This window comes from Mesorhizobium sp. B2-8-9, assembly GCF_006439475.1.
GTDB lineage: Bacteria > Pseudomonadota > Alphaproteobacteria > Rhizobiales > Rhizobiaceae > Mesorhizobium.
Genome location: NZ_VFTQ01000021.1, coordinates 53,329 through 75,412, shown reverse-complemented (window position 1 = coordinate 75,412; position 22,084 = coordinate 53,329). Strand labels below are relative to the sequence as shown.

The following is a 22,084-nucleotide window of genomic DNA, read 5'->3' as shown; positions in this document are numbered from 1 at the left end:
TGGTTAGGGCATTCCTAACGCCTGCGGCGAGGCTTCATGCCGCCTCGGGCAGCTCGCGGTCGAGAATCGAACGATTGCGGCCGCGGTTCTTGGCTTCGTAAAGCCTGCGGTCGGCGGCGCGCATCAAATCCGAAATGGTCGCGCTCTCGCCGCAGCAGACCCCGCCGATCGAAACCGTGAGCGGCACGGTCCGCTCGTCGACCGGGCGGAAACGGATCAGCTCGACCTCGCGGCGGATGCGTTCGGCGATATGCTTGGCTTCCGGTTCGCTGGCGCCAACCAGGAAAGCCGCGAATTCCTCGCCGCCTATGCGGCCGAGCAGGTCGCCGCTGCGAATGCCGCGTTCGATGGCGCCGGCGATCAAAAGCAGCGCTTCGTCTCCGGTCAGATGACCGTAACTGTCATTGATCCTCTTGAAGTGATCGGCGTCGATGATGAGCAGCGCGCCGCGATCGCTCTTGCGCCGCGAACCGTCGAGCGCGGCGAAAAAGGTCTCGCGGTTGAGCATGCCGGTCATGTCGTCCCGGCTTGCCTTTTCCGACAGGCGCCTGTGCGCCGCCGCGAGCTGCGCGTGAGCCCGGGCAAGCTCGCGATGAGCATTCTGCAACCGATCGCTCTGCCAGAAGCTGCTGGCGCTGGCGGCCCAGGCGAGCACGAGCGGACAAACCGTCGACGCCAGCCAAACCGTGCGGCTCATCGGAAAGCCCATCGCCGGCATCACAATCAGCGTCAACAACAGCGAGGCAGCGACCGAAGCGAACGCCACGGCAGCGGCCCTCAAAATTATGCGACTCATCACTTGCTCCCAAGGGTCAGCTTGTGTGCCAGCAAGCGTTAAAGGCGACCTTTCCAGGACTTTTAAAATTTGAAGCGAGGCGCCATTTTCACATTTCGTGACGCGCATAAGTTGTGGATAAATCCAGCGTCGGCATGCCATAAGAAACCCATGACAACGACACCCGATCCCGCCCGCTTCGCCCATGTCACGGACTGGGTATTCGACCTCGACAACACGCTCTATCCGCATCACTCGAACCTGTTCGCGCAGATCGACGTGAAGATGACCGCCTATGTCGGCGAGCTGCTGACGCTTTCGCGCGACGACGCGCGCAAGCTGCAGAAGGAGCTCTACCTGGAATACGGCACGACGCTGAACGGGCTGATGAAGCGGCACGGCATCGATCCCGACGATTTCCTCGAGAAGGTGCACGACATCGACTATTCGCGGCTGGTGCCGGATCCGGTGCTGGGCGCAGCGATCCGCCAGCTTCCCGGGCGCAAGTTCATCTTCACCAATGGCGACCGCAGGCACGCCGAACGCACCGCCCGCCAGCTCGGCATACTGGAACATTTCGATGCCATCTTCGACATCGTCGCGGCGGGGCTGAGCCCCAAGCCGGAGCGCCAGACCTATGAGCGTTTTGCCGAATTGCACTCGGTGACCGGGCACAATGCGGTGATGTTCGAGGATCTGGCGCGCAATCTGGCCGTGCCGAAAACGCTCGGCATGACGACCGTGCTGGTGGTGCCGCGCAATTTCGAGCCGACCTTCTCGGAGATCTGGGAACGCGACCCCGCAAACGAGGACGACGTCGATTTCGTCACCGACGACCTCGCCGGTTTCCTGACCGCGATCGTCGACGTCGTGGCCTAACGATGTTTGCATAGGCATGCCTTGGCGATTGGCCGAAACGCCCATCGCGATCGTCATCCACGGGCGGAGCAAGGAGCGAAGCGACGCGCGCAGACCCGAGGATCCATTCCGTGACGTATGAGCGCTGCCGCGGTGCAGAATTCTGCTCCGCTGCACTCTTTGATCAGGGTCACGGAATGGAATCCAGGGTCTCCGCGACGCCGATTCGCGGCTGCTCCGCCCTGGAATGACGAGGTTCGGGCGACTTCAGCCAATCGCCGGCGTTTGCGCTGATTTCGGAAATGGGCGGTGAATATCTGGCCTAGGCCTGCGACCTTGTATCGAAGACCTAGGGCCGTTTCACGGAAACGGCGAAACGCAATTCCGGGCGGAAGACCGCTGCGCACTTTCCTGGAATTGCTCTAATCGAAATCCGGAATCGTGCCGGGCGGCAGTCCCAGTCGGCCGTTCAGCTCCTTCAAAAACCGGCACAGGTCCGGATTGCCTGCTGCTCTCGTACCGTTGCCATTGCCGTCCGACGCATAGCCGTTGCCATGGCCATTGCCGCAATTGGCGTTGCCGTTGAAGCTGCCGCCATTGAAGTTGCCGCTGAAACTTCCGGCATTGCCGTTGCCGTTGAAATTGCCGCTGTTGCCATTGCCGTTGAAGTTGCCGGAATTTCCGTTGCCGTTGAAATTTCCGGTATTGCCAAGACCGTTGGCGATACCGGCCCCGATTGGAAGGTCGGCAATCCTGGCCAGCGTCGAAGCGTCGACAACCAGCAAAGCGGCAAGCAGCGTGCCCAGCGCGAGGCCGTTGCCGTCAAGCAGCCTCGCCGCCACCCGGCGCCTGCGAGGCCGGGTGGATGAGCTCAAGCCAGTCATCAGCGGTTTCCCCGGCCGTTGGAGTTGCCGTTGAAGGCGCCGACATTGCCGTTTCCGTTGAAGTTGCCGCCGTTGAAGTTGCCATTGCCGGCACCGATGTTGCTGTTGCCGTTGTATTGGCCGGTGTTGGAGTTGCCGTTGAAGGCGCCAATGTTGCCGTTGCCGCTTGTCGACGAGGTGTTGTTGTTGCCGTTGAAAGCGCCGACATTGCCGGTGCCGCTGTTGAAGGCGCCGACATTGCCCGTACCGCTGTTCTTGTAGCCGACATTGCCGCCGAAATTGCCGAGCGGGTTCATGCCCCTGACGTTCGCGCCGATGGATTGGCCGTATTTGCCGACCGCTCCCTGGGCGGCCGACATGCCGAAGGCCTGGCTGCCCGTCGCGGTGTCAGCCTTCGCCGCGGTTGCGCTCAACAACCCCAGGCATAGCGCCGGTATGACGTAGCGTTTCATCTGCGAGCTCCTTCCATGGCTTAGCTTTTGAAATTGGGATCTGTTGCAAAAAGGATTGGGCGAAAAGGACTGGGACCGTCGGCGACATGTCGCGGTGGCCTTGCGCGGGGGACGGGCGCTTGGCTCGACGGTCCCAGAGCCATCAGCGTCTTTCCAAACTGAAGCTTGGCGACGCCGGCGGTTGGACGGGGACTAGTGGTTCCCGTTGCCGTTTCCGTTGCCGTTGCCGACACCGGCGTTGCCGTTGCCGTTGGCGCTTCCGTTTCCGATGCCCCAGTTCCCGTTGCCGTTCAGGTTGCCGTTGCCGAGGCCGAAATTGCCGTTGCCGTTGCCGTTGCCGTTGGCGGCGCCGGCATTGAGGTTGCCGTTATAGTTGCCGTTGAAGGCGCCCATATTGGCGTTGCCGTTCCCGTTGCCGTTGCCGAAGCCGAAATTGCCGTTGCCGTTGAAGTTGCCATTGAAGGCGCCGGTGTTGGCGTTGCCGTTGCCATTGCCGTTGCCGACGCCGACATTGCCGTTGCCGTTGCCGTTGCCGCTACCGACCGAAAATGCGGATGCCGAACCGGTCAGAGCCGACAGCACGGCCGCGGCCAGGATGATCTTTCTCATGACGTTCTCCTTGGTTGGTGTTGAGCTTCCCGGCCAGTTCAAGATGACCGGGAGGACGCTCTAAGGATGCACGCGGAAATAGCGCCCATGAATTCGGGCTGATCGGCAGGTGCGGCCGGTTTTTCTGCTGACCCCCGTGTCAGGAAAAGTTGAAGCAATCAGGAAAAAACTGACAGGCATAAAGGCGTATGCCGGGTGTATATTGCGCACAGCATCAACCCTTGCGCCTCTTCTCGCGGGCGCAGCGTTGACGGTGGAGGGTGGCATCGACACCGGCAAAGGTGAAAGCTCGCGAAAGCGCCGTGGTCTGGCGCGGCATCTGGTTGCCGTGCAGGAAGAGCAGCGCCTGCGCCTGTCGCGCGAGCTGCATGACGATCTTGGCCAGCTGCTCGCCAGCGTCGCGCTCGAATTGCACATCGTTCGCGCCGGCTCGCCGGAGATGGACACCCGCCTCGAGCGCGCCGCGATGCTTATCGACGAGCTGAGTGCCAGGGTGCATGACGCCGCCTGGAGCCTGCGACCCGCAGACCTCGATCGCCAAGGACTCAGAGCTTCGGTCGAGGACCTGGCCACCATGCTTTGCGGTCAACTTGGCATTGCATGCGAGATGGATCTTGAAGCCCTGTCGAGCCCGCCGCCTGCCGAGATCGCGCTCACTTTGTACCGCATTGCGCAGGAAGCGCTCACCGATATCGGCAAGCATGCCGCGCCGAGCCGCGTAAGCGTCACGGCGCACATCCAGGACGATCGGATACGCCTGACGATCGAGGATGACGGCCGCGGCTTCGACGCCAGCGCCGAACCGGGTCCGGGCCATTTGGGCCTTGCCGGAATGAGGGAGCGGCTGGCGCTGGTCGGTGGCAAATTGTCGGTTGAAACCGCCAGGGGCAAGGGGACCACCATTTACGCCGATGTGCCTCTGGCCGGCTGATCGACGGTCCGGCCGACAAGACGCGAACAAGTCTGAAACGGCATCTTCGGCGTCAGGTGGGGTTACGTGAAGCGCTGCACATCCCGGACATTAGCGGTGGCTTACAGTTCGGCTTCATTGGGTTAGGCGGGGGATGGCTTACCCGTTGCGGCCGTTCAGGCCGCCAGAACAGACGGGCGTCCCGCGCCAGGCGGGCCAGTTGCCTAGACCATCAAGGACAAGAGGACCCTTTCCGCGTGACAGGGCCTTTGGCAGACTGATGGAGGTTAAGGTGTGCTGCAGGCGCATATTCGTGGTCGATGACCATCCGATCATCCTGTCGGGGGTCGGCGCGATGATCGACAGCCAGGACGATCTGACGATCGTCGGACTGGCCGGAAATGCCGAGGATGCCCTTGAAGGGATCGGCAAGACGCTACCCGATGTCGCCGTGGTCGACATATCGCTTCCGGGCGTCAACGGGGTCACGCTGATCGAACGGCTTGGCGAACGCTTTCCCGAGGTCAGCTGCATAGCGCTGACGGCGCATGAGGACCCAGGCTGCCTGCGCCAGGTGCTTGCGGCCGGCGGACGCGGCTTCGTGGTCAAGCGGTCGACGGCGACGGACCTGCTGCAGGCCATCCGCTGCGTATTGGCCGGCGACAACTATGTCGATCCGGCGCTCGCCGCGCGCATATTGAGCCCGCGCGGCGCCACCCAGGGCGGTCCCGGCAATCTCAGCGAACGGGAACGGTCGGTCATCCAGCTGGTGGCGCTCGGCTACAGCAACAAGGAAATCTCGTCCCGGCTCAACCTCAGCATAAAGACGATCGAGACCTACCGCACCAGGGCAACCGAGAAGCTCGCGCTGCACTCACGGGCGGCCATCGTGCGTTTCGCGCACTCGAATGGCTGGCTGGTCGAGCTGCCGGCGTAGGCAGACCGGGCAGGTTTGTCTTCCCGCCCTTAAAGTTTGTAGAAGCGGCGGATGATCTCCCAGGCCTCTTCGGCCGTGTCGACGAAATCGATGATGTCCTGGTCGCCGGGCGAGATCGTGCCCTGCTCGGCGAGGAAATCGAGATCGATCGCCCTTTGCCAGAACGCCTTGCCGAATAGGATGACCGGGACGCGCTCCATGCGTCCCGTCTGGATGAGCGTCAGCGTCTCGAAGAACTCGTCCATCGTGCCGAAGCCGCCCGGAAACACCGCGACCGCCTTGGCGCGCATGACGAAATGCATCTTGCGGACGGCGAAGTAGTGGAAGTTGAAGCAGAGCTCCGGCGTGACATAGGCGTTGGGCGCCTGCTCGTGCGGCAATACGATGTTCAGCCCGATCGACGGCGCGCCGACATCGTCGGCGCCGCGGTTGCCTGCCTCCATGACGCCGGGCCCGCCGCCGGTGACGACGACATATTCACGATAATAGGAGGTGGCCGACTGCTGCGAGCACAGACGCGCGAATCTGCGCGCTTCTTCGTAATATTTGCTGTTCGCCTCGAGGTTCTTCTTCTGCGTCTCGTTCTTGGCCGCCCAGGCCTCGCCGCCGGGTTCCGGCAGGCGGGCGCCGCCGAACAGGATGACGGTCGAATGAATGCCGCGTTCGGCCAGGATCATTTCCGGCTTCAGGAGCTCGAGCTGCAGCCGCACGGCGCGCAATTCGCGACGCGTCATGAACTCGGGATCGTTCCAGGCCAGCCGGTAGGTCTCGGCACGCGTCTGCGGGGTATCCGGCACGCCTTTCGAGCGCTCCAGATCCTCGTCCGAATGCGGCAGCGGCGTCCACCCTGCCTTTTCCATGGGAGTCATCGAATCCACCCGTCCAATTCCTTCACTTGCGCCGTCCCGTGCCGCAGGCGCGATTGACCCCCATTGAGCCTTAACATAGGGTCCGCGCGACTTTTAAACAGGTTAAGGCGTGGCCCCTTAACAGCTTGGTAATGGAGCGAAATCATGTCGAAGCCCGATCTGGCGAGCCTCGAAAGAACCATCGAGAAGGCCTTCGAGGAGCGCGACGCGATTTCGACCGCGACGCGCGGCGAGACGCGCGATGCCATCCAGTCGGCGCTCGACCTGCTCGACCGCGGCGTCGCCCGCGTCGCCGAACGGCAGGACGACGGCAAGTGGCACGTCAACCAGTGGCTGAAGAAGGCGGTGCTGCTCTCCTTCCGGCTGAACCCGATGGAGATCATCAAGGGCGGTCCCGGCCAAGCCGTGTGGTGGGACAAGGTGCCGTCCAAGTTCGACGGCTGGAGCGCCGTCGACTTCGAGAAGGCAGGCTTCCGCGCCGTACCGTCCTCGATCGTGCGCCGGTCGGCCTATGTCGCGCCGGGCGCCGTGCTGATGCCGTCCTTCGTCAATGTCGGGGCCTATGTCGATACCGGCACCATGGTCGACACCTGGGCTTCGGTCGGCTCCTGCGCCCAGATCGGCAAGAACGTGCATCTTTCCGGCGGCGTCGGCATCGGCGGCGTGCTGGAGCCGATGCAGGCCGGCCCGACCATCATCGAGGACAATTGCTTTATCGGCGCGCGCTCCGAAGTGGTCGAAGGCTGCATCGTTCGCGAAGGCTCGGTGCTCGGCATGGGCGTGTTCATCGGCCAGTCGACCAAGATCGTCGACCGTGCCACCGGCGAGGTCTTTTACGGCGAGGTGCCGCCGAACTCGGTCGTCGTCGCCGGATCGCTGCCCGGAAAGCCGCTGCCCAATGGCGAGCCGGGCCCGAGCCTCTACTGCGCCGTCATCGTCAAGCGCGTTGACGCCAAGACCCGCTCCAAGACCTCGATCAACGAATTGCTGCGCGATTGATCCTCCACGACGGAGCGGACGCCATTGGCTGAACGATCGCAATTCCTCTGGCTGTTCTTCAGCCTTTCGGGGCGGCTGAGCCCGGTCGCCTATGCGCTGGCCGGGATTTTGCTGGTCCTTGTCCAGTTTTTCCCGTTCTACCAGTTCGCGCGGGTGGAGCTGAACACGACCGCCAGCCAGAACTGGGCCATGATATGCTGGGGCGTGCTGCTGATCTCGGCCTGGGCCACCTTCGCGGTGACGGCGAAGCGCTTCCATGATTTCGGCAAGCCGACCTATTTTGCACTGATCTCGCTCATCATCGGTCCCATCCTGCTCATCATCCTGGCCTGTTTCCGCAGCGATCCCGGACCGAACCGCTACGGCAGGCGCACCAACGCGCCGGGCGATAGCTGAGGTCGCATGCGCTATCGCACGCTCGACCCGGCGCGGATCATCGAGACTGCCCAGAGGCTCGAGGAGCGCGTCGCGGAGCGTTTCCCGGAAAGGGGACTGCGCGCCGTTGCCGGCGAACTGGTGTCGCTGTCGCGAGACCTCGCCAAGGCCGCCAAGGAACTGGAAGCGCCGATCTGGTGGCTGCGCGGCGTTATCGTCGCGGCCTTCGTCGCCGGCGTGGCGATGTTCCTGTTCGTCGGCACCATCCTGCCGCTCGACCGCATTTCGGGCGCCGACGATGCCGTGCAGTCGATGCAAGGCATCGAGGCGACGATCAACACGGTCATCCTCGCCGCGCTCGGGCTGCTGGCGCTGATCCGCACCGAGGAGCGGATCAAGCGCAAGAAGGTTTTCCGGCAGCTGCACGGGCTGCGCTCGCTGATCCATGTCATCGACATGCATCAATTGACAAAGGATCCGGCGACCTTGTCGGCCGATTTCAAGCCAACCTCGCACTCGCCCGCCCGCATCACCGATGCGGCCGACCTGGCGCGCTATCTCGACTATTGCTCCGAAATGCTGTCGATCGCCGGCAAGGTCGCGGCGCTGTTCGCGCAATCGGTCAATGACGATGTCGTCGTCAACGCCGTCAACGATATCGAGAATCTTAGCTCCAACCTGTCGCGCAAGATCTGGCAGAAGATCACGCTGATCGAGGACCGCCGCCGACCGCTTCCGGCCCGAGGCCGGGCGGACCGCGCTTTTCCGCTTCCGCCTGACGCACCAGCGCGCTGACGCGTTCGTTGATCGGCGTCGGAATGCCCGTTTGCCTGGCCACGCGAATGACGGCGCCCTGCAATTCGTCGATCTCGGTCGGGCGGCCGCGTTTCAGGTCGTCCCACATCGACGAGCGCGCCTGAGGGTCGATCGCAAGCATGCGGCGAGCCAGAAGCCCGAACAGCCAGTCGGGCAGCCGCAGCACTTTCGGTAGCAGCGACGGCGGCAGGCCGGTGATGCGCGCAGGCGCTATGCCCGCCGCTCGCATAGCGGCGAGCGCTTCGTCGATCTGGCCGGCCAGGATGACGCGCCAGCTTCGGTCGGCCAATTGCTTCGCCAGCGGCAGGTCGGAAAGCGCGACGAGGGCATTGTTGAGGTTCATCAGCAATTTGCCCCACTGCACCGCCTTCATGTCGGCGCGCGCTTCGACGGCAAGCCCATCGACGTCGAGCAGATCGACAAGGCCGTCAACGCCGTGGTCGATCATCACCTCGCCCTGGCTGGCGCGATGTGCACGCAACGGCGCCTCGCCATCGGGCGACAGGACGACGTTGAACACCACCATGCCGGTCAGCACCCGCCGTCCAGGAAGCGCGGCGCGCAGTCTGTCCGCATTGTCGACGCCGTTCTGCAGGCTGACCACCACGGCATCAGCGCGTCCGTGGGCGGCGATCAGCCCGGCCATCTCCCCGGTCGCGCCGCTCTTCACCGTCACCAGGATGACATCCGCATCGGGGAGCGCTGCCGCCGGATCGTCGGTGGCCGAAATCGCTTGCGCTTCGATGCGGCGTTCACGGCCGTCAAGATCGCTGACGCGCAGCCCGCTTTCGCGCATGGCCGCGACCACACGGCCGCGGCCGAGGAAGACGACCTTGCGTCCGGCGAGCGACAGGCAGCCGCCGACATAGCAGCCGATGCTGCCGGCACCGGCTATTGCGATCGTCTTCGTTTCACGGGCCATGCACTCGTCCTCGCTTGGCCGCCACCTTACTATTATGCATGTCGTTCTCCCAGAACCGCTGCACTTCCGGGCGACATGCATTTACCCGTGATGAAAACCATATTGTCGGCCGCATGAGCGGCGATCATCTGCCACCGTGACACGACAAACGCTTTCGACTATCGCTTTGCCCATGACATTGCCTACCGATCCCGCCGCGAATCTCGCCGCCCTGATCCGCTGCCCGTCCGTGACGCCCGCCGAGGGTGGCGCGCTTGCCGCCCTACAAGATATGCTGAAGCCGCTCGGCTTCTCGGTCGAGCGTCCAATCTTCTCGGAAGACGGCACGCCGGACATCGAAAATCTCTATGCGCGGCGCTCAGGCAACGGCCCGCATCTGATGTTTGCCGGCCATACCGATGTGGTGCCGGTGGGCGATGAGGCGGCCTGGACGCATCCGCCCTTCGCCGCCGAAATCGCCAATGGCGAGATGTATGGCCGCGGCGCCGTCGACATGAAGGGCGGCATCGCCTGCTTCATCGCCGCAGTGGCGCGCCAGGTCGCGAAGAATGGCGGCCCGAAGGGCTCGGTGTCGCTGCTCGTCACCGGCGACGAGGAAGGGCCGGCCATCAACGGCACCACCAAGCTGCTCGACTGGGCAGCGGCCAAGGGCGAGAAGTGGGACGCCTCGATCGTCGGCGAGCCGACCAATCCGGATGCGCTCGGCGACATGATCAAGATCGGCCGGCGCGGCTCGCTGTCGGGCAGCGTGACCGTCAACGGCCGCCAGGGCCACGCCGCCTATCCGCAGCTTGCCGACAATCCGGTGCGTGGCCTGATGAGCCTGGTCGACGCGCTGCTCCATCCGGTGTTCGACAAGGGCACGAAGGATTTTCAGCCGACCAACCTCGAAGTGACCTCGATCGATGTCGGCAATGCGGCGACCAACGTCATTCCGGCGAAGGCGACGGCCATTTTCAACATCCGCTTCAACGACACCTGGGACGCCGAATCGGTCCAGGCCGAGATCCACAACCGGCTCGACCAGGCCGCCGGGCGCAAGAAATACCGGCCGGGCAAGAAGGCGCCGGTCGACTACGAGCTTGTCTGGCGCGACCGGCCGAGCCATGTCTTCCTCACCCGCGACGACAAGCTGATCGATACGCTGAGCGGTTCGGTCAAGGCGGTGGTCGGCAAGAGGCCGGCGCTCTCCACCTCCGGCGGCTCGTCGGACGCGCGCTTCATCAAGGATTATTGCCCGGTGGTCGAGTTCGGGCTGGTCGGCAAGACCATGCATATGGTGGACGAGCGCGTCGCGCTTGCCGACCTCGAGACGCTGACGCAAATCTACGAACGCTTTATCGAAGACTGGTTCGGACAAGGCCTTTCGTGACCATGCTTTCGGCAGACGAAACTTATGCTTCGCTGGCCGGCGCCTGGCGCCTGATGTTCGGCAAGGCTGATGGCCTGCGCCTGCTCGACCTTTCGGCCGACGGTTTCTGGAATTCCTTCTTTGCCATCGTCGTGGCGGCGCCGGCGCTGATCGTCGGCTGGGTCGGGATAGCCAATGAGGTCGGCGACCCCGATGCCTTCGCCGGGCGCCTCGGCATGCTGGTAAGGCTGGCGACCGTCGATATCGGCTCCTGGGTGCTGCCGCTGGTCGTGCTTGCGCTGGTGGCGCCGCGCGCCGGCATCGGCGGCCGCTTCGTCCACTATGTCGTCGCGTCCAACTGGGCGTCGGCGATCATCGCCTGGCTGATGCTGCCCTCGGCGCTGCTCAGGCTGCTCCTGCCTTCCGCCAGCGAGGTCAGCAGTCTCGTGTCGCTGGCGCTGTTCGCCCTGTCGATGGTGCTGACCTGGCGCATGACCAATACAACCATCGGCAAAGGCGCCGCGGTGGGCACGGCCGTGTTCATCGGCATGTTCGTCGCCTCGCTGCTGGTCCTGTTCGGCCTGCAGGCGCTGCTCGGCATCGACATACCGGACGGCACGACGGGTTGACGTTGCAGCGGGGGCGGCTGTTTCCAGAACAGTCGCTTCGGATTTGAATCCACCCTCGTTTTTCACCATTCAAAGTCAGCGCTGCCCATCACCTGCCTGCCGGCATACTCTCCCCGTATAGTGACGGGGAGAGGGGCGCTGTCATCCGCGGCTTCGCCAATTGCTAACGGTGCAGGAAGGAAGCCGGCGCTGCGGCCAGCCCCTTCTCCCCGTCACTATACGGGGAGAAGTGCCCGGCAGGGCGATGAGGGGCAGCGCCGACGCCGATAATTCCCGTCTCCAGCACAAGTTCGAAGCTGAAACAATTGCCTCGCGTCATTGGCAGAATGAGAGGCTTTCACTTGGCCGTCTCTGTCTCCGGGTAATCCACCCCGACAAGAAACAACCCGTCCGGCGGCGCTACCTGGCCGCAGGCGGCGCGGTCGCGCGCTTCGAGCGCCGCCTTGAGATCGGCGGCGCTCCAGGAGCCGTCGCCGACGCGCTTCAGCGAGCCGACCATCGAGCGAACCTGGTTGTGCAGAAAAGAGCGCGCCGAGCTGCGCAGCTCGATGAAGTCTCCATCGCGGCTGACGTCGAGGCGATCAAGCGTGCGGACCGGGCTTTCGGCCTGGCACTGGGTTGAGCGGAAGGTGGTGAAGTCATGCTTTCCGAGCAGCACCTTGGCCGCCTCATGCATCGCCCCGGCGTCGAGCCGCTTCGGCACCCACCAGACCTTGCCCTTTTCCAGCGCCGCCGGCGCCCGGCGGTTGAGGATGCGATAGAGATAGTGGCGGCCGGTGGCCGAAAACCGCGCGTCGAAACCATCGGCGACGACGGCAGCTTTCAGGATGGCGACACGCGTGCCGGCCGCATGCAGATGCGCGTTGACCGCGTCGCGCACCTTGTCGCCCGACCACGCTTTGGCCAGGTCGACATGGGCGACCTGGGCGGTGGCATGCACGCCGGCATCAGTGCGGCCGGCGGCACGTATTCTTACCTCTTCGCCGCAGAACTTCTCGATCGCCTGCTCGATCGCCTGCTGCACCGAGGGCTGGTCGGCCTGGTGCTGCCAGCCGGCGAATTGGCTGCCGTCATATTCGATATCGAGCCGAAAACGCGGCATGCTGCGGCGCTTGCCGCTCGCCTAGGCGGCTAAAGCGGTAAAGGCGGAAGCGTAGACCAGTCTGCCGGTCTCGGGCGCGTCGCCCCAGGCCAGCGCCTGCAGCGCCTCGCCCTGGTACTCGCTCTCGAATCCTGCGGCGCGCGCATGGGCGTACCCGAAGCGGCCGTAATAGACCGGATCGCCCAGCACCACGGCCAGCATCTCGCCGGCTTCCTTGAGGCGGACATGCGCCTCGCGGATCAGCGCGCCGCCGATGCCGGTGCCGTGGAACGACGGCTCGACCGCCAGCGGCGCCAGCGCGACGGCGGCGAACTGCTTGGTGCCGTTCTGAACGAACAGTCGCGAGAAAAGAATATGGCCGACGACCTGCCCGTCTTCCTCCGCAACCAGCTCGACGACGGCATCACCGCCGGTGACAAGCGCGTCGACCAGGCCGGCTTCCGCCTGCTGGCCAAAGGCATGTTCTTCGACGAGGCGGATCGCCTCGCGATCCCGCGGCGTCGCCGCGCGTATCGACATCATGCTCATGTGAGTTTCGTTCCTTTTTCGATCTTGGCTCCGCGCAAAAACTCCTGCGCAGTGGCAGGCTTTCCGCCCGCCCGTTGAACTTCGACCAGCCTGACCGCGCCTGTCCCGCAGGCGACCGTCAGCCGGTCATCGAGAATTCCTCCCGACTCGCCGACGCCATCCGAGAGCGTCGAGCGAAGCAGTTTCAGCCGCTCCATGCGGCCGCCAATGTCGACCTCGCACCACGCACCCGGAAAGGGCGAGAGGCCGCGAATGTGATTGTGGACTTCGCCAGAAGGCCGCGTCCAGTCTACGCGTGTCTCCGATTTATCGATCTTTCGGGCGTAGGTCACCCCTGCCGTTGCCTGTTGGGTAAATGTCAGACAATTTATCCCCAACTGCGCAAGCGCCTCAACCATCAGCGAAGCGCCTTGAATCATCAGTCGGTCATGCAATTCGCCGGCTGTCATGTCGGGCGCGATGGCGACTTTTTCAACCATTGCCACCGGCCCGGTGTCCAGACCCTCTTCCATCTTCATGACCATCATGCCGGTCTCGCTATCGCCGGCCATGATGGCGCGCTGGATGGGAGCAGCACCACGCCAGCGTGGCAAAAGCGAGGCATGGCCGTTGAGGCAGCCCAGCCTTGGCGCGTCCAGAACGGCTTTCGGCAGCAGCAGGCCGTAGGCGACGACCACCGCGACATCGGCCTGCAAGGCGGCAAAAGCCTGCTGCTCGGCCTCGCTTTTCAGCGACGTCGGCGTCCGAACGTCGAGCCCCAGCCGCTCCGCCTCGCGCTGCACCGGCGAGGGCGTCAGCTCCAGCCCGCGCCGGCCGGCGGCGCGCGGCGGCTGGGTGTAGACGGCCGCGATCTCGTGACCGGCCTCGGCGATGGCGCGCAAGGTCGGCACGGAGAAATCCGGCGTGCCCATGAAGATGACGCGAAGCGGCATGACGGATGTGCTCCTCTTCCTACCGCCCGCTTTGGCGCTTGCTTTCGCGAATCTCGATCAATCGTCGAAATCGCGGCCGAAATCGCGCTTCCTCCGAGCCTCGATCTCATTCATCATATCGGCAAATTCGTCGCTGATCGCGTCTTCAGACACGAATGCGCTGCGGATCGCATCCCATGTGGAGACTTGTGGCTTTGGGCCAGGTTCAGGAATGTTGCTGATCGGGGTGTCGCCCATGGAAACCTTCGACTGATATCATGATCCAGGGTTCTTTCAGGCGCGGAAAGGCGTCGCCTAGCCCACCATCTTGCCCGGCGCCTTGTCCTTGGCGAGCTTCTTGAACTTCCGCACCACCATGTCGCGCTTGAGCTTCGAGATGTGGTCGATGAACAAAACGCCGTTGAGATGGTCTATCTCGTGCTGCAGGCAGGTGGCCATCAGGCCTTCCGCCTGCATCTCCTGCAGCTTGCCGTCGCGGTCGAGATACTTCACCCGCACCGAAGCCGGGCGCTCGACCTCGGCGTAATAGTCGGGGATCGACAGGCAGCCTTCCTCATAGACGGACCGCTGGTCGGAACTTTCGAGCACTTCCGGATTGATGAAGACATGCGGCTGAGGCTCCTCGCCTTCCTTGGCAAGGTCTATGACCAGCAGCCGCCGCGGCTCGCCGACCTGGATCGCCGCGAGGCCGATGCCGGGCGCGTCATACATGGTCTCCAGCATGTCGTCGGCGAGCTTGCGCAAATCGGCATCGACGCGCTCGACCGGCTTGGAAACCTGGCGCAGGACGGGATCGGGAAGGATGATGAGCGGCTTGATCGACATGGCGTCTCACCTAAGACCTCGCTTGAAAAGCGTCAACCGGGGCATCTTTGACCTGTTCACGTTTTGATCTGTGCCAGGAGGCCGAATCGGTTATGCTGCCCAAATGAACGACATGACCTCCGTCCTTTCCGAGCCCATCGCGCGGCTTGGCGCCACGACCGTGACGCTTGGCCAGGCGCTGGCTTTCGGCGCGATCCTTCTGCTTGCGCTGTCCGTGGCGCTCGTCGTCGCCTTGTGGCGCGCGGCCGGGGCACGCGCGGCGGCGGCCGCCGAAGCCGCCGACCATGCCCGCGATGCTGAGGCGAGGATGGCCGACATCATGCAGGCGCAGGCAGAGATGCAGGGGCGCATGGGGGCGATCGCCGAGGTGTTCGGGGCGCGGCAGGCCGAGCTCACCCAGTCGCTCGGACAACGGCTCGACGCCATGACGGGGCGCCTCGGCCAGACCATGGCCGAGCAGACCAGGTCGACGCATGAGAGCCTGGCCAAGCTGCAGGAGCGGCTGGCGGTGATCGACACCGCGCAAGGCAATATCCAGTCCTTGGCCGGCCAGGTCGTGCAGCTGCAGGCGATCCTCTCCAACAAGCAGACGCGCGGCGCCTTCGGCCAGTCGCGGATGGAAGCGATCGTCGCCGACGGCCTGCCGCACGGCGCCTACGAGTTCCAGGCCAGTCTCTCCAACGGCAGCCGGCCCGATTGCCTGGTGCGGATGCCCAACGGCGCGCCGTCACTCGCCATCGACGCCAAGTTTCCGCTGGAGGCGTGGAACGCCATCCGCGCCGCCGAGGGCGAGGCCATGCAGAAGGCGGCGGCCCAGGCTTTCCGTCGCGACATCGAGGTGCATATCCGCGATATCGCCGAAAAATACCTGATCCAGGGCGAGACACAGGACACCGCCTTCATGTTCGTGCCGTCGGAATCGGTGTTTGCCGAGATCCACGAGAATTTCGAGGCGGTGGTGCAGAAGGCGCATCGCGCCCGCGTCGTCATCGTCTCGCCCTCGCTGCTGATGCTGTCGATCCAGGTGATCCAGGCGATCCTCAAGGACGCCCGTATGCGCGAGCAGGCGCATCTGATCCAGGGCGAGGTCATCCGCCTGATGGAGGATGTGGCGCGGGTCGACGAGCGGGTACGTCGGCTGCAGACACATTTCGGCCAGGCGGCGCGCGACATCGACGACATCCTGGTGTCGACGTCGAAGGTGACCAAGCGCGGCCAGAAGATCGAGGCGCTGGAATTCGCGGAAGGCGAGACCGAGGCCGCGCGAAGCGCAGCGCCAAAGGCCGAAGGCGGTTCGCGGGTAGCAGACTCCAAGACGGGTCAGCTCAGGCTGCGCGTCGTCGAAGGCGACGAGTAGTCGCTCGACGCCGACGTTGGAAGACCGATTCTTCCTTCGCTGGCGAGGTCGCATTCCTTGGAGATTGTCTGGGACGCCGATCACTTGCATGCCATGAGGCTAACGCATTGAGACGGCTAAGAATTTTGCTCCGCCGAGCCCCTCACAAAGGTCACGGCATGGATCCTCGGGTCAAGCCCGAGGATAACGAAGGCGCGAAACAGTCAGCCAATCGCCGAGGCTTCCGTCAACGGGCCGATCCGACAGTGCTACTGCTCCTCGATGGTCGCCATGCCTTCAAACTCCGGCAGCCAGTGCAACGCCGAGCGGTGCCAGACCTGTCTTCTCGGCACCAGTTGGTCGCGCTGGCGCGCCGTGCCCACCCTGATGCCATAGATTTTCGGTCCATCGCCAACCGACGTCGCATAAAGATGCGACCCGCATTCGCCGCAAAACCCCTGCGCGCGCTTGGCCCCGCTGGATCCGGTCTTGATATAGACTTTCGGTGTGCCCTTGGTAATCCGGTAATGCTCTTCCGGCGCGCCGACGGTCACGCGAAAGGCCGTGCCGGTCAGCTGCTGGCAGTCGGTGCAGTGGCAGATCGAGGTCTTTTCCGGATCGACCTCCGCCTCATAGGCGATCGCGCCGCAATGGCATCCGCCGTCGATCTTCATAGGCCTTCCTCCTGACAAGTTCGCGTTGTCAAAATCTATCCCTCCTCCGAGGCCTCGGCCATGGCCTTGCGCCGCCGCTCCCATGTGCCAGTTGCCTGCGGCTTGACGAAGAGCCTCGATATTTGCGGCATTTCCTTCTTGAGCCTGGCTTCCAGGCGCTCGACGCAGGCCTCGATATCCGGCGCGCTGAGATGATCCTCGAATTCGATGCTCAAGCCCGCGACGATTTCCTCCGGCCCGATATGGACGCTCAGGATTCCGTTCGCGCGCTGCACCGCCGGATCGTCCTGGACGATCGCCAGCACCTTCTTCTGCACTTCGGATGAGGCAGGTTCGCCCAGCAGCAGCCCTTTGCTCTCGCGCGCCAGGAAGATGGCGGTCGCGCCGAGGATGATGGCGATGCCGATCGAGCCGAGGCCGTCGAGCTCGGGGATTTCCAGAAGCTGGGCCGACAGGATGCCGGCGAAAGCGACTGCCAGCCCGAGCAGCGCGGCGCTGTCCTCGAACAGCACCGTATAGACGCTGGGATCCTTGCTCGATTGCACGGCCTGCAGCCAGCCTTGCTTGCCCTTCTGCTGCCGGAACTCCTTCAGCGCTAACAGCCATGAGCTGCCTTCGAAGACGAAGGAGAGGGCAAGCACGATGTAGTTGACCTTGGCGTTGACGAACGGCTCGGGCGCCATGATGTGGATGACGCCTTCATAGAATGAGACGCCGGCGCCGAGCGCGAACACCAGAAGCGCCACGATAAAGCTCCAGAAATAGAGCTCGCGTCCGTGGCCGAGCGGATGGGTTCGGTCGGGCGGCCGCGCGGCGCGACGCATGCCGTGGAGGAGCAGCGCGCCGTTGCCGGTGTCGACCAGCGAGTGCACGCCTTCCGACAGCATGGCGGACGAACCGGTGAGGGCGGCCGCCGCGAATTTGGTCGCCGCGATCGCCAAATTGCCGGCGAGCGCGGCGTAGATCACCCGTCTCGACCCGCTATGTCCTGCCATCCGATCTCCGAGCTCCCCCGCGCCCGAGCCTAGCGGCCCGCCTCACAGACAATGCACCAGCCCCTGCGAGGTTTCGAACCGCGCTGTGCCCGGAAATCGGTTGACAGCCGGTCGACCGGCTTCGCAAAGCGGCACAGCCTCTTGCAGCCGGGCATTTCTCTTGTTTCACTCGCACGTCCACAATCGGAGGAGCGAATCATGGCTAAAGGTGCGATGAAGGCGGGCAAGGAAGCCCGCAAGCCGAAGAAGGACGCCAAAAAGCCCGCCGCGGCCCCGGCTCCGAAGGCGCCGCCGGTCAAGGCGTTGCGCATCAAGGAAAAGTAAGCGGCCGAATTCGGTCGACCCGGCTCAATGCTGACTTTGAACCGGCGGCATGACAATGCTGCCGGTGTTTTATTGATCGAGGCCATCCCATATCGGGCGAGGACGACCTCGCTTTCCCAAAAACCGGCCGGGACGACCCGCCGCCAAGCATCTCAGGGCGATGCTGGAATGACGGAGTGTCTTCGATGTCCTGGATTTTTCTTTTCTTCGCCGGCCTGTTCGAGATCGGCTGGGCGATCGGCCTCAAATATACCGACGGCTTCTCCAAGCCGCTGCCGACCCTTCTCACCATCGCCTCGATGATCGTAAGCCTCGGTCTGCTCGGGCTGGCGCTGAAGACGCTGCCTGTCGGCACGGCCTATGCGGTGTGGACCGGCATCGGCATCGTCGGCACTGCGCTGCTCGGCATCTGGCTGCTCGGCGAGCCGGCGACGATCGTCCGGCTCGCCTGTATCGGCCTGATCGTCTGCGGCATCGTCGGGCTGAAACTGGTCGCCTAGCCTGCTATCCGTAGCACAAACGCGTTCAGGGCCGCTTTCGGCGACCCTGACTTGATTTCCAACGAATCCAAACCTAGCGGGCGGAGAAGCCCGGAGGTGTACGGCCGACACGTGCCTTGCGCGCGGCGTAGCGTGCGTCACGCTTGGCCTTGCGCGCGGCCTCGTCGGCAAGCTCGAAAGCGATGCGCTCGGATTCCTCGGCCTCGCGGCGCTTGGCCTCTTCGGCCGCCGCCGCTTCCGCGGCAAGACGCGCCGCTTCGGCAATCGCCTCGCGCTCGGCCTTCTCGGCCGCTTCGCGTGCCAGCTTTTCCTGCTTCAGCCTTGCCTTTTCCGCCTCGCGGATGGCGCGGGCCTCAAGGATCGCCTTGCGTTCGGCCTGGCGCGCCAGCACTGTCGGATCATCCGCCGCCGGCTTTGCCTTGAAGCGCTCGAGCAGCGCCTTCTTTGCCTCGTTCGCGGCATTGCGCCGCTCGAAAATGTCTTTTTCCCTGTAGATAGCCAAGTGTACTTCCCTGCAGTCTATTCGCGACGCTTACATACGCGTGAAAGCGCTAAGTTCAAGCGCCAAAACGGTATGGCAGCCATGAAAAATCCGGGCTTGTTGCCGCAGGGGTACGGCCCGGCAGCGCGATGCACTGTTCACAGATCGCGCGTCTGGCGGGCAGAACGGCGGATGGCTACCTCTAGCGCCGACAACAAATGCCGACATGAACATTGAGGACGCAACCAGATGGAACTCGGTCTCTACACTTTCGCCGATGTCAGCCCGGAGCCGGGCCCCGGCGCGATCGGCCCGCATGAGCGGCTGCGCAACCTCGTCGAGGAAATCGAGCTGGCCGACCAGGTCGGCCTCGACGTGTTCGGCCTCGGCGAGCATCACCGCCCAGACTATGCCGCCTCGGCGCCGGTGGTGGCGCTGGCCGCGGCGGCCGAGCGCACGAAGCGCATCCGTCTGACCAGCGCGGTCACGGTGCTTTCCTCCGACGATCCGGTGCGCGTCTTCCAGCAATTCGCGACGCTCGACCTTCTGTCCGGTGGCCGCGCCGAGATCATGGCCGGGCGCGGCTCCTTCATCGAATCCTTCCCGCTGTTCGGCTACAATCTCGAGGACTATGACGAGCTGTTCGCCGAGAAGCTCGACCTGTTGCTCGCCACCCGCGATCAGGTGACAGTGACGTGGCAGGGCAAGCTGCGCGCGCCGATCAACGGCCGCGGCGTCTATCCGCGTCCGTTGCAGGAAAAGCTGCCGGTCTGGATCGCCATCGGCGGCACGCCGCAATCCGCCGCGCGCGCCGGCATGCTCGGCCTGCCGCTGGCGCTGGCCATCATCGGCGGCGAGCCGGCGCGTTTCGCGCCGTTGTTCGATATCTATCGCGAGGCGGCGCGGCGCGGCGGCAACGATCCGGCCAGGCTCGCCACCAGCATCAACGTGCACGGCTTCATCGCCGAGACGACCGAACAGGCGGCCGACGATTTCTACGGACCGCAGGCCGAGGTGATGAACCGCATCGGCCGCGAGCGCGGCTGGGGTCCGACCTCGCGCGCGCATTTCGATCACGCGCGGGGTCCCAGTGGGGCCCTCTTCGTCGGCAATCCTGAGGCCGTGGCGGAAAAGATCGTCGCCCAGCACAAGATCTTCGGCAACGACCGCTTCCTGCTGCAGATGGCGATCGGCACCATGCCGCACGCCAAGATCATGAAGGCTATCGAGCTTTACGGCACCAGGGTGGCGCCGATCGTGCGCAAGGAGACGGCCAAAACCGCGCCCGCCACCGCGGCGCCGGTCGACTGAGCGGCAGTCGACGCCGGTCTCCAGATGCTAGGCCGCTGGATGCCCGGCGCCGACGGCCATCATTTTGGCATGAAGCGCCTCGGTTGCCTCGTCGGCCGGGAACATGCACTCGACACGCAGTTCCTGGGCAGCGACGGTTTGCGGCGTCCCGACCGTGGTGACCATCGAAAAGTAGTTGAGAACCCTGCCTTCCCTGACGAACCCCAGCGGAATGACTGGCGTGAAGCCCAGTGCCACCGGGTTTTTCCATTCGTTTTCAACATCCGGATAGGCGAGCAATTCCGCCAGCAGGGCCTTCGTCTTCTCGTCGACAACGCGGCCGATGGATTCGCGATAGACACGCTCGAACAGGCTCCTGGCGACATCGGGCCAATTGGCGATGAACGGACGCATGCCTTGCGGATCGAACATCAGATGCAACATGTTGCGCGGTCCCTGGCGGGCGGACATGTCGATGAAGCAGCCGAAGAAGCGCGGCGCGGATTCATTGGCCATGAGCACGTTCCAGTAGCGATCCATCACGACTGCTGGAAAGGGCTCGTGCTGCCGCAGGATGCGCGTCAGGGCGTCGGTAACGCTTTTCATTTCCACCGAATCCCACGCGCTTTCGGAAAACATCGGCGCATAGCCCGCGGCGAGCAGCAATGTGTTACGCTCGCGTAAAGGCACATCAAGCCCCCGGGCGATAGCCATCAGGGTTTCGCGGTTGGGCACGCTGCGTCCGCTTTCGATGAAGCTGATCTGTCGTTGGGAGATGCCGGTATCAAGCGACAGATCGAGCTGGCTTGTGCCGCGCAAATCGCGCCAGTGGCGCAAGAGCACACCCAGATCGGGCGTCATGCCTGTCCTGATTTTCGACGGGTTCATGGTCAGCAATCCTCGGGCACCGCCGCTGCGATACGCTTCAATCCGGCTCAAGTTTTGGCGGCGCAGGGATCGTGCCGATCCATGCGCCGCCAATCACGCTGAAGTGCGTCGCGCTCCAGGTCTCGGTTTTTATGCGGGTCAGGCTGCCACCGCGAGCGGAGACCATGCCTGCGCCCGGAAGCGCTCCTCGATCGGCGTACCGGCCATGTTGGTCGTGGTTGCCGCCATTGTCGAAACGCCGACGCCGGTCACCACCTCCAGAACTTGGGCTTTCGAGTAACCCGCCGCGGTGAACGCATCGATGTCGGCATCGGTGACGTTTCCCTTTTTTTCGATCAACGTCTTCGTCAACGCCGAGAGCGCCGCGTATTTCGGGTTGGCTGGCAGCCTGCCCTTTCGGATCGCTTGGACTTCGCCCTCGTCGATGCCGTCTTCGATGGCGAATGTCGAATGCGCGGCAACGGTCCAGGGGCACTTGATCGTTACCGCATTGGTAAGCAGCAGGACCTGCTTTTCGATTTCATCGAAGCTGCCGCCGTGAAAACTGCCGAAGGTGGCGACGAATCCGTTGAGAAGCACCGGACTGTTGGCCATAGTCGCCATGACGTTCGGAAGAAAGCCGAACTTCTCTTCCAACGCCTTGAGCGCAGGCCTGGATTTTTCGGGTGCCGAGCTGATCGTCTGGAGGTTGAACCTTTGCATTGTAACGTCCTCTTGCAAAATCGGATGTGATCGCGCGGACGAAGTCGTCGCCGCGCCAGCCTTCTGCTCTGTCGTCGCAAAAGCCTGCCCCGTATTAGGCCTGGCCGGCGCAGCGGCTCAA

28 protein-coding genes are annotated in these 22,084 nt (G+C 64.0%); 12 read left to right on the top strand and 16 right to left on the bottom strand.

Annotated elements, in window-relative coordinates; genetic code table 11:
- Positions 1 to 34: 34 nt before the first annotated feature.
- Positions 35 to 796 carry a GGDEF domain-containing protein gene (locus tag FJ423_RS22925; protein WP_140845369.1) on the bottom strand — a complete coding sequence of 254 codons (762 nt, stop codon included), beginning with the start codon at positions 794 to 796 and terminating at the stop codon, positions 35 to 37.
- Positions 797 to 946: 150 nt separating this feature from the next.
- On the opposite strand from FJ423_RS22925, the gene FJ423_RS22920 reads away from it, so the two are divergent.
- On the top strand, positions 947 to 1,654 hold the full coding sequence (locus tag FJ423_RS22920) for a pyrimidine 5'-nucleotidase (protein ID WP_095769490.1): 708 nt from the start codon (positions 947 to 949) through the stop codon (positions 1,652 to 1,654).
- Positions 1,655 to 2,055: 401 nt separating this feature from the next.
- On the opposite strand, the gene FJ423_RS33665 is transcribed toward FJ423_RS22920, so the two are convergent.
- From FJ423_RS33665 to FJ423_RS33660, 3 genes are all read right to left on the bottom strand, one after another.
- Positions 2,056 to 2,517 carry a hypothetical protein gene (locus FJ423_RS33665; RefSeq protein WP_181174872.1) on the bottom strand — a complete coding sequence of 154 codons (462 nt, stop codon included), beginning with the start codon at positions 2,515 to 2,517 and terminating at the stop codon, positions 2,056 to 2,058.
- Positions 2,517 to 2,969 (bottom strand): hypothetical protein, encoded by a 453-nt coding sequence (locus FJ423_RS22910; protein WP_140845328.1) that lies wholly within the window; start codon positions 2,967 to 2,969, stop codon positions 2,517 to 2,519. The genes FJ423_RS33665 and FJ423_RS22910 overlap by 1 nt, the downstream gene beginning before the upstream one ends.
- 192 nt (positions 2,970 to 3,161) lie before the next feature.
- Positions 3,162 to 3,578 (bottom strand): hypothetical protein, encoded by a 417-nt coding sequence (locus FJ423_RS33660; protein WP_176477154.1) that lies wholly within the window; start codon positions 3,576 to 3,578, stop codon positions 3,162 to 3,164.
- A 253-nt stretch (positions 3,579 to 3,831) separates the two neighbouring features.
- Between FJ423_RS33660 and FJ423_RS22900 the strand changes: the two genes are divergently transcribed.
- Both FJ423_RS22900 and FJ423_RS22895 read left to right on the top strand, forming a co-directional pair.
- Entirely contained in the window at positions 3,832 to 4,509 is a 678-nt protein-coding gene (locus FJ423_RS22900; protein ID WP_246680239.1) for a sensor histidine kinase, read from the top strand.
- 292 nt (positions 4,510 to 4,801) lie between these two features.
- Entirely contained in the window at positions 4,802 to 5,425 is a 624-nt protein-coding gene (locus FJ423_RS22895) for a response regulator transcription factor (RefSeq protein ID WP_246680236.1), read from the top strand.
- 29 nt (positions 5,426 to 5,454) lie between these two features.
- Here the strand turns inward: FJ423_RS22895 and FJ423_RS22890 are convergent, their stop codons facing one another.
- The gene (locus FJ423_RS22890; RefSeq protein WP_095769522.1) at positions 5,455 to 6,294 is read right to left on the bottom strand and encodes an LOG family protein; all 840 of its coding nucleotides are present in this window, start codon (positions 6,292 to 6,294) and stop codon (positions 5,455 to 5,457) included.
- 144 nt (positions 6,295 to 6,438) lie between these two features.
- Here FJ423_RS22890 and dapD point away from each other — a divergent pair, with 144 nt between their 5' ends.
- From dapD to FJ423_RS22875, 3 genes are read left to right on the top strand one after another with little or no spacing between them, the layout of a single operon-like run.
- Positions 6,439 to 7,293, top strand: coding sequence for a 2,3,4,5-tetrahydropyridine-2,6-dicarboxylate N-succinyltransferase (dapD, locus tag FJ423_RS22885; protein WP_140845325.1), 855 nt, complete (start codon positions 6,439 to 6,441; stop codon positions 7,291 to 7,293).
- 24 nt (positions 7,294 to 7,317) lie between these two features.
- Entirely contained in the window at positions 7,318 to 7,689 is a 372-nt protein-coding gene (locus FJ423_RS22880) for a DUF805 domain-containing protein (protein WP_140635861.1), read from the top strand.
- A 6-nt stretch (positions 7,690 to 7,695) separates the two neighbouring features.
- Complete coding sequence (locus FJ423_RS22875; RefSeq protein ID WP_140845324.1) at positions 7,696 to 8,463, top strand: hypothetical protein; 768 nt, start codon at positions 7,696 to 7,698, stop codon at positions 8,461 to 8,463.
- On the opposite strand, the gene FJ423_RS22870 is transcribed toward FJ423_RS22875, so the two are convergent.
- Positions 8,372 to 9,406, bottom strand: a complete 1,035-nt coding sequence (locus tag FJ423_RS22870; RefSeq protein WP_140845323.1) for a 2-dehydropantoate 2-reductase — start codon at positions 9,404 to 9,406, stop codon at positions 8,372 to 8,374. The genes FJ423_RS22875 and FJ423_RS22870 overlap by 92 nt on opposite strands.
- Positions 9,407 to 9,578: 172 nt before the next feature.
- Between FJ423_RS22870 and dapE the strand changes: the two genes are divergently transcribed.
- Together dapE and FJ423_RS22860 are read left to right on the top strand one after the other, a co-directional pair.
- A complete protein-coding gene (dapE, locus tag FJ423_RS22865; RefSeq protein WP_140845322.1) occupies positions 9,579 to 10,778 on the top strand; it encodes a succinyl-diaminopimelate desuccinylase in 1,200 nt (399 codons plus the stop codon).
- A gap of 2 nt (positions 10,779 to 10,780) precedes the next feature.
- On the top strand, positions 10,781 to 11,386 hold the full coding sequence (locus FJ423_RS22860; protein ID WP_140845368.1) for a transporter: 606 nt from the start codon (positions 10,781 to 10,783) through the stop codon (positions 11,384 to 11,386).
- A 337-nt stretch (positions 11,387 to 11,723) separates the two neighbouring features.
- Here the strand turns inward: FJ423_RS22860 and truA are convergent, their stop codons facing one another.
- From truA to def, 5 genes are read right to left on the bottom strand one after another with little or no spacing between them, the layout of a single operon-like run.
- The gene (truA, locus tag FJ423_RS22850; RefSeq protein WP_140845321.1) at positions 11,724 to 12,488 is read right to left on the bottom strand and encodes a tRNA pseudouridine(38-40) synthase TruA; all 765 of its coding nucleotides are present in this window, start codon (positions 12,486 to 12,488) and stop codon (positions 11,724 to 11,726) included.
- 21 nt (positions 12,489 to 12,509) lie between these two features.
- The gene (locus FJ423_RS22845; protein WP_095769476.1) at positions 12,510 to 13,016 is read right to left on the bottom strand and encodes an N-acetyltransferase; all 507 of its coding nucleotides are present in this window, start codon (positions 13,014 to 13,016) and stop codon (positions 12,510 to 12,512) included.
- The gene (gene fmt / locus FJ423_RS22840; protein WP_140845320.1) at positions 13,013 to 13,948 is read right to left on the bottom strand and encodes a methionyl-tRNA formyltransferase; all 936 of its coding nucleotides are present in this window, start codon (positions 13,946 to 13,948) and stop codon (positions 13,013 to 13,015) included. The genes FJ423_RS22845 and fmt overlap by 4 nt, the downstream gene beginning before the upstream one ends.
- A gap of 57 nt (positions 13,949 to 14,005) precedes the next feature.
- Positions 14,006 to 14,185 carry a hypothetical protein gene (locus FJ423_RS22835; protein WP_140845319.1) on the bottom strand — a complete coding sequence of 60 codons (180 nt, stop codon included), beginning with the start codon at positions 14,183 to 14,185 and terminating at the stop codon, positions 14,006 to 14,008.
- Between the two features lie 57 nt (positions 14,186 to 14,242).
- A complete protein-coding gene (gene def, locus FJ423_RS22830; RefSeq protein ID WP_040984875.1) occupies positions 14,243 to 14,773 on the bottom strand; it encodes a peptide deformylase in 531 nt (176 codons plus the stop codon).
- A 103-nt stretch (positions 14,774 to 14,876) separates the two neighbouring features.
- Between def and FJ423_RS22825 the strand changes: the two genes are divergently transcribed.
- Positions 14,877 to 16,130 (top strand): DNA recombination protein RmuC, encoded by a 1,254-nt coding sequence (locus FJ423_RS22825; RefSeq protein ID WP_140845318.1) that lies wholly within the window; start codon positions 14,877 to 14,879, stop codon positions 16,128 to 16,130.
- A gap of 248 nt (positions 16,131 to 16,378) precedes the next feature.
- Here FJ423_RS22825 and FJ423_RS22820 read toward each other — a convergent pair whose 3' ends face one another.
- The gene (locus FJ423_RS22820) at positions 16,379 to 16,783 is read right to left on the bottom strand and encodes a GFA family protein (protein ID WP_140845317.1); all 405 of its coding nucleotides are present in this window, start codon (positions 16,781 to 16,783) and stop codon (positions 16,379 to 16,381) included.
- Between the two features lie 35 nt (positions 16,784 to 16,818).
- Entirely contained in the window at positions 16,819 to 17,778 is a 960-nt protein-coding gene (locus tag FJ423_RS22815; RefSeq protein ID WP_140845316.1) for a cation diffusion facilitator family transporter, read from the bottom strand.
- A gap of 198 nt (positions 17,779 to 17,976) precedes the next feature.
- Here FJ423_RS22815 and FJ423_RS34645 point away from each other — a divergent pair, with 198 nt between their 5' ends.
- Entirely contained in the window at positions 17,977 to 18,102 is a 126-nt protein-coding gene (locus FJ423_RS34645; protein WP_095769470.1) for a hypothetical protein, read from the top strand.
- Between the two features lie 185 nt (positions 18,103 to 18,287).
- Complete coding sequence (gene sugE / locus FJ423_RS22805) at positions 18,288 to 18,602, top strand: quaternary ammonium compound efflux SMR transporter SugE (RefSeq protein ID WP_140845315.1); 315 nt, start codon at positions 18,288 to 18,290, stop codon at positions 18,600 to 18,602.
- A 73-nt stretch (positions 18,603 to 18,675) separates the two neighbouring features.
- On the opposite strand, the gene FJ423_RS22800 is transcribed toward sugE, so the two are convergent.
- A complete protein-coding gene (locus FJ423_RS22800) occupies positions 18,676 to 19,104 on the bottom strand; it encodes a DUF6481 family protein (RefSeq protein WP_095769468.1) in 429 nt (142 codons plus the stop codon).
- 228 nt (positions 19,105 to 19,332) lie between these two features.
- Between FJ423_RS22800 and FJ423_RS22795 the strand changes: the two genes are divergently transcribed.
- On the top strand, positions 19,333 to 20,394 hold the full coding sequence (locus FJ423_RS22795) for an LLM class flavin-dependent oxidoreductase (protein WP_140845314.1): 1,062 nt from the start codon (positions 19,333 to 19,335) through the stop codon (positions 20,392 to 20,394).
- Positions 20,395 to 20,421: 27 nt separating this feature from the next.
- Here the strand turns inward: FJ423_RS22795 and FJ423_RS22790 are convergent, their stop codons facing one another.
- Both FJ423_RS22790 and FJ423_RS22785 read right to left on the bottom strand, forming a co-directional pair.
- Positions 20,422 to 21,261 carry a helix-turn-helix transcriptional regulator gene (locus FJ423_RS22790; protein WP_246680235.1) on the bottom strand — a complete coding sequence of 280 codons (840 nt, stop codon included), beginning with the start codon at positions 21,259 to 21,261 and terminating at the stop codon, positions 20,422 to 20,424.
- A gap of 138 nt (positions 21,262 to 21,399) precedes the next feature.
- Entirely contained in the window at positions 21,400 to 21,963 is a 564-nt protein-coding gene (locus FJ423_RS22785; protein ID WP_140845313.1) for a carboxymuconolactone decarboxylase family protein, read from the bottom strand.
- Positions 21,964 to 22,084 lie beyond the last annotated feature (121 nt).

Excerpts from the sequence above, each read along its gene's own strand:
- FJ423_RS22925 (WP_140845369.1), bottom strand. The coding sequence starts at position 796 with ATGAGTCGCATAATTTTGAGGGCCGCTGCCGTGGCGTTCGCTTCGGTC.
- FJ423_RS22920 (WP_095769490.1), top strand. The coding sequence starts at position 947 with ATGACAACGACACCCGATCCCGCCCGCTTCGCCCATGTCACGGACTGG.
- FJ423_RS33665 (WP_181174872.1), bottom strand. The coding sequence starts at position 2,517 with ATGACTGGCTTGAGCTCATCCACCCGGCCTCGCAGGCGCCGGGTGGCG.
- FJ423_RS22910 (WP_140845328.1), bottom strand. The coding sequence starts at position 2,969 with ATGAAACGCTACGTCATACCGGCGCTATGCCTGGGGTTGTTGAGCGCA.
- FJ423_RS33660 (WP_176477154.1), bottom strand. The coding sequence starts at position 3,578 with ATGAGAAAGATCATCCTGGCCGCGGCCGTGCTGTCGGCTCTGACCGGT.
- FJ423_RS22890 (WP_095769522.1), bottom strand. The coding sequence starts at position 6,294 with ATGACTCCCATGGAAAAGGCAGGGTGGACGCCGCTGCCGCATTCGGAC.
- dapD (WP_140845325.1), top strand. The coding sequence starts at position 6,439 with ATGTCGAAGCCCGATCTGGCGAGCCTCGAAAGAACCATCGAGAAGGCC.
- FJ423_RS22875 (WP_140845324.1), top strand. The coding sequence starts at position 7,696 with ATGCGCTATCGCACGCTCGACCCGGCGCGGATCATCGAGACTGCCCAG.
- FJ423_RS22870 (WP_140845323.1), bottom strand. The coding sequence starts at position 9,406 with ATGGCCCGTGAAACGAAGACGATCGCAATAGCCGGTGCCGGCAGCATC.
- dapE (WP_140845322.1), top strand. The coding sequence starts at position 9,579 with ATGACATTGCCTACCGATCCCGCCGCGAATCTCGCCGCCCTGATCCGC.
- FJ423_RS22860 (WP_140845368.1), top strand. The coding sequence starts at position 10,781 with ATGCTTTCGGCAGACGAAACTTATGCTTCGCTGGCCGGCGCCTGGCGC.
- truA (WP_140845321.1), bottom strand. The coding sequence starts at position 12,488 with ATGCCGCGTTTTCGGCTCGATATCGAATATGACGGCAGCCAATTCGCC.
- FJ423_RS22845 (WP_095769476.1), bottom strand. The coding sequence starts at position 13,016 with ATGAGCATGATGTCGATACGCGCGGCGACGCCGCGGGATCGCGAGGCG.
- fmt (WP_140845320.1), bottom strand. The coding sequence starts at position 13,948 with ATGCCGCTTCGCGTCATCTTCATGGGCACGCCGGATTTCTCCGTGCCG.
- FJ423_RS22835 (WP_140845319.1), bottom strand. The coding sequence starts at position 14,185 with ATGGGCGACACCCCGATCAGCAACATTCCTGAACCTGGCCCAAAGCCA.
- def (WP_040984875.1), bottom strand. The coding sequence starts at position 14,773 with ATGTCGATCAAGCCGCTCATCATCCTTCCCGATCCCGTCCTGCGCCAG.
- FJ423_RS22825 (WP_140845318.1), top strand. The coding sequence starts at position 14,877 with ATGAACGACATGACCTCCGTCCTTTCCGAGCCCATCGCGCGGCTTGGC.
- FJ423_RS22820 (WP_140845317.1), bottom strand. The coding sequence starts at position 16,783 with ATGAAGATCGACGGCGGATGCCATTGCGGCGCGATCGCCTATGAGGCG.
- FJ423_RS22815 (WP_140845316.1), bottom strand. The coding sequence starts at position 17,778 with ATGGCAGGACATAGCGGGTCGAGACGGGTGATCTACGCCGCGCTCGCC.
- FJ423_RS34645 (WP_095769470.1), top strand. The coding sequence starts at position 17,977 with ATGGCTAAAGGTGCGATGAAGGCGGGCAAGGAAGCCCGCAAGCCGAAG.
- sugE (WP_140845315.1), top strand. The coding sequence starts at position 18,288 with ATGTCCTGGATTTTTCTTTTCTTCGCCGGCCTGTTCGAGATCGGCTGG.
- FJ423_RS22795 (WP_140845314.1), top strand. The coding sequence starts at position 19,333 with ATGGAACTCGGTCTCTACACTTTCGCCGATGTCAGCCCGGAGCCGGGC.
- FJ423_RS22790 (WP_246680235.1), bottom strand. The coding sequence starts at position 21,261 with ATGAACCCGTCGAAAATCAGGACAGGCATGACGCCCGATCTGGGTGTG.
- FJ423_RS22785 (WP_140845313.1), bottom strand. The coding sequence starts at position 21,963 with ATGCAAAGGTTCAACCTCCAGACGATCAGCTCGGCACCCGAAAAATCC.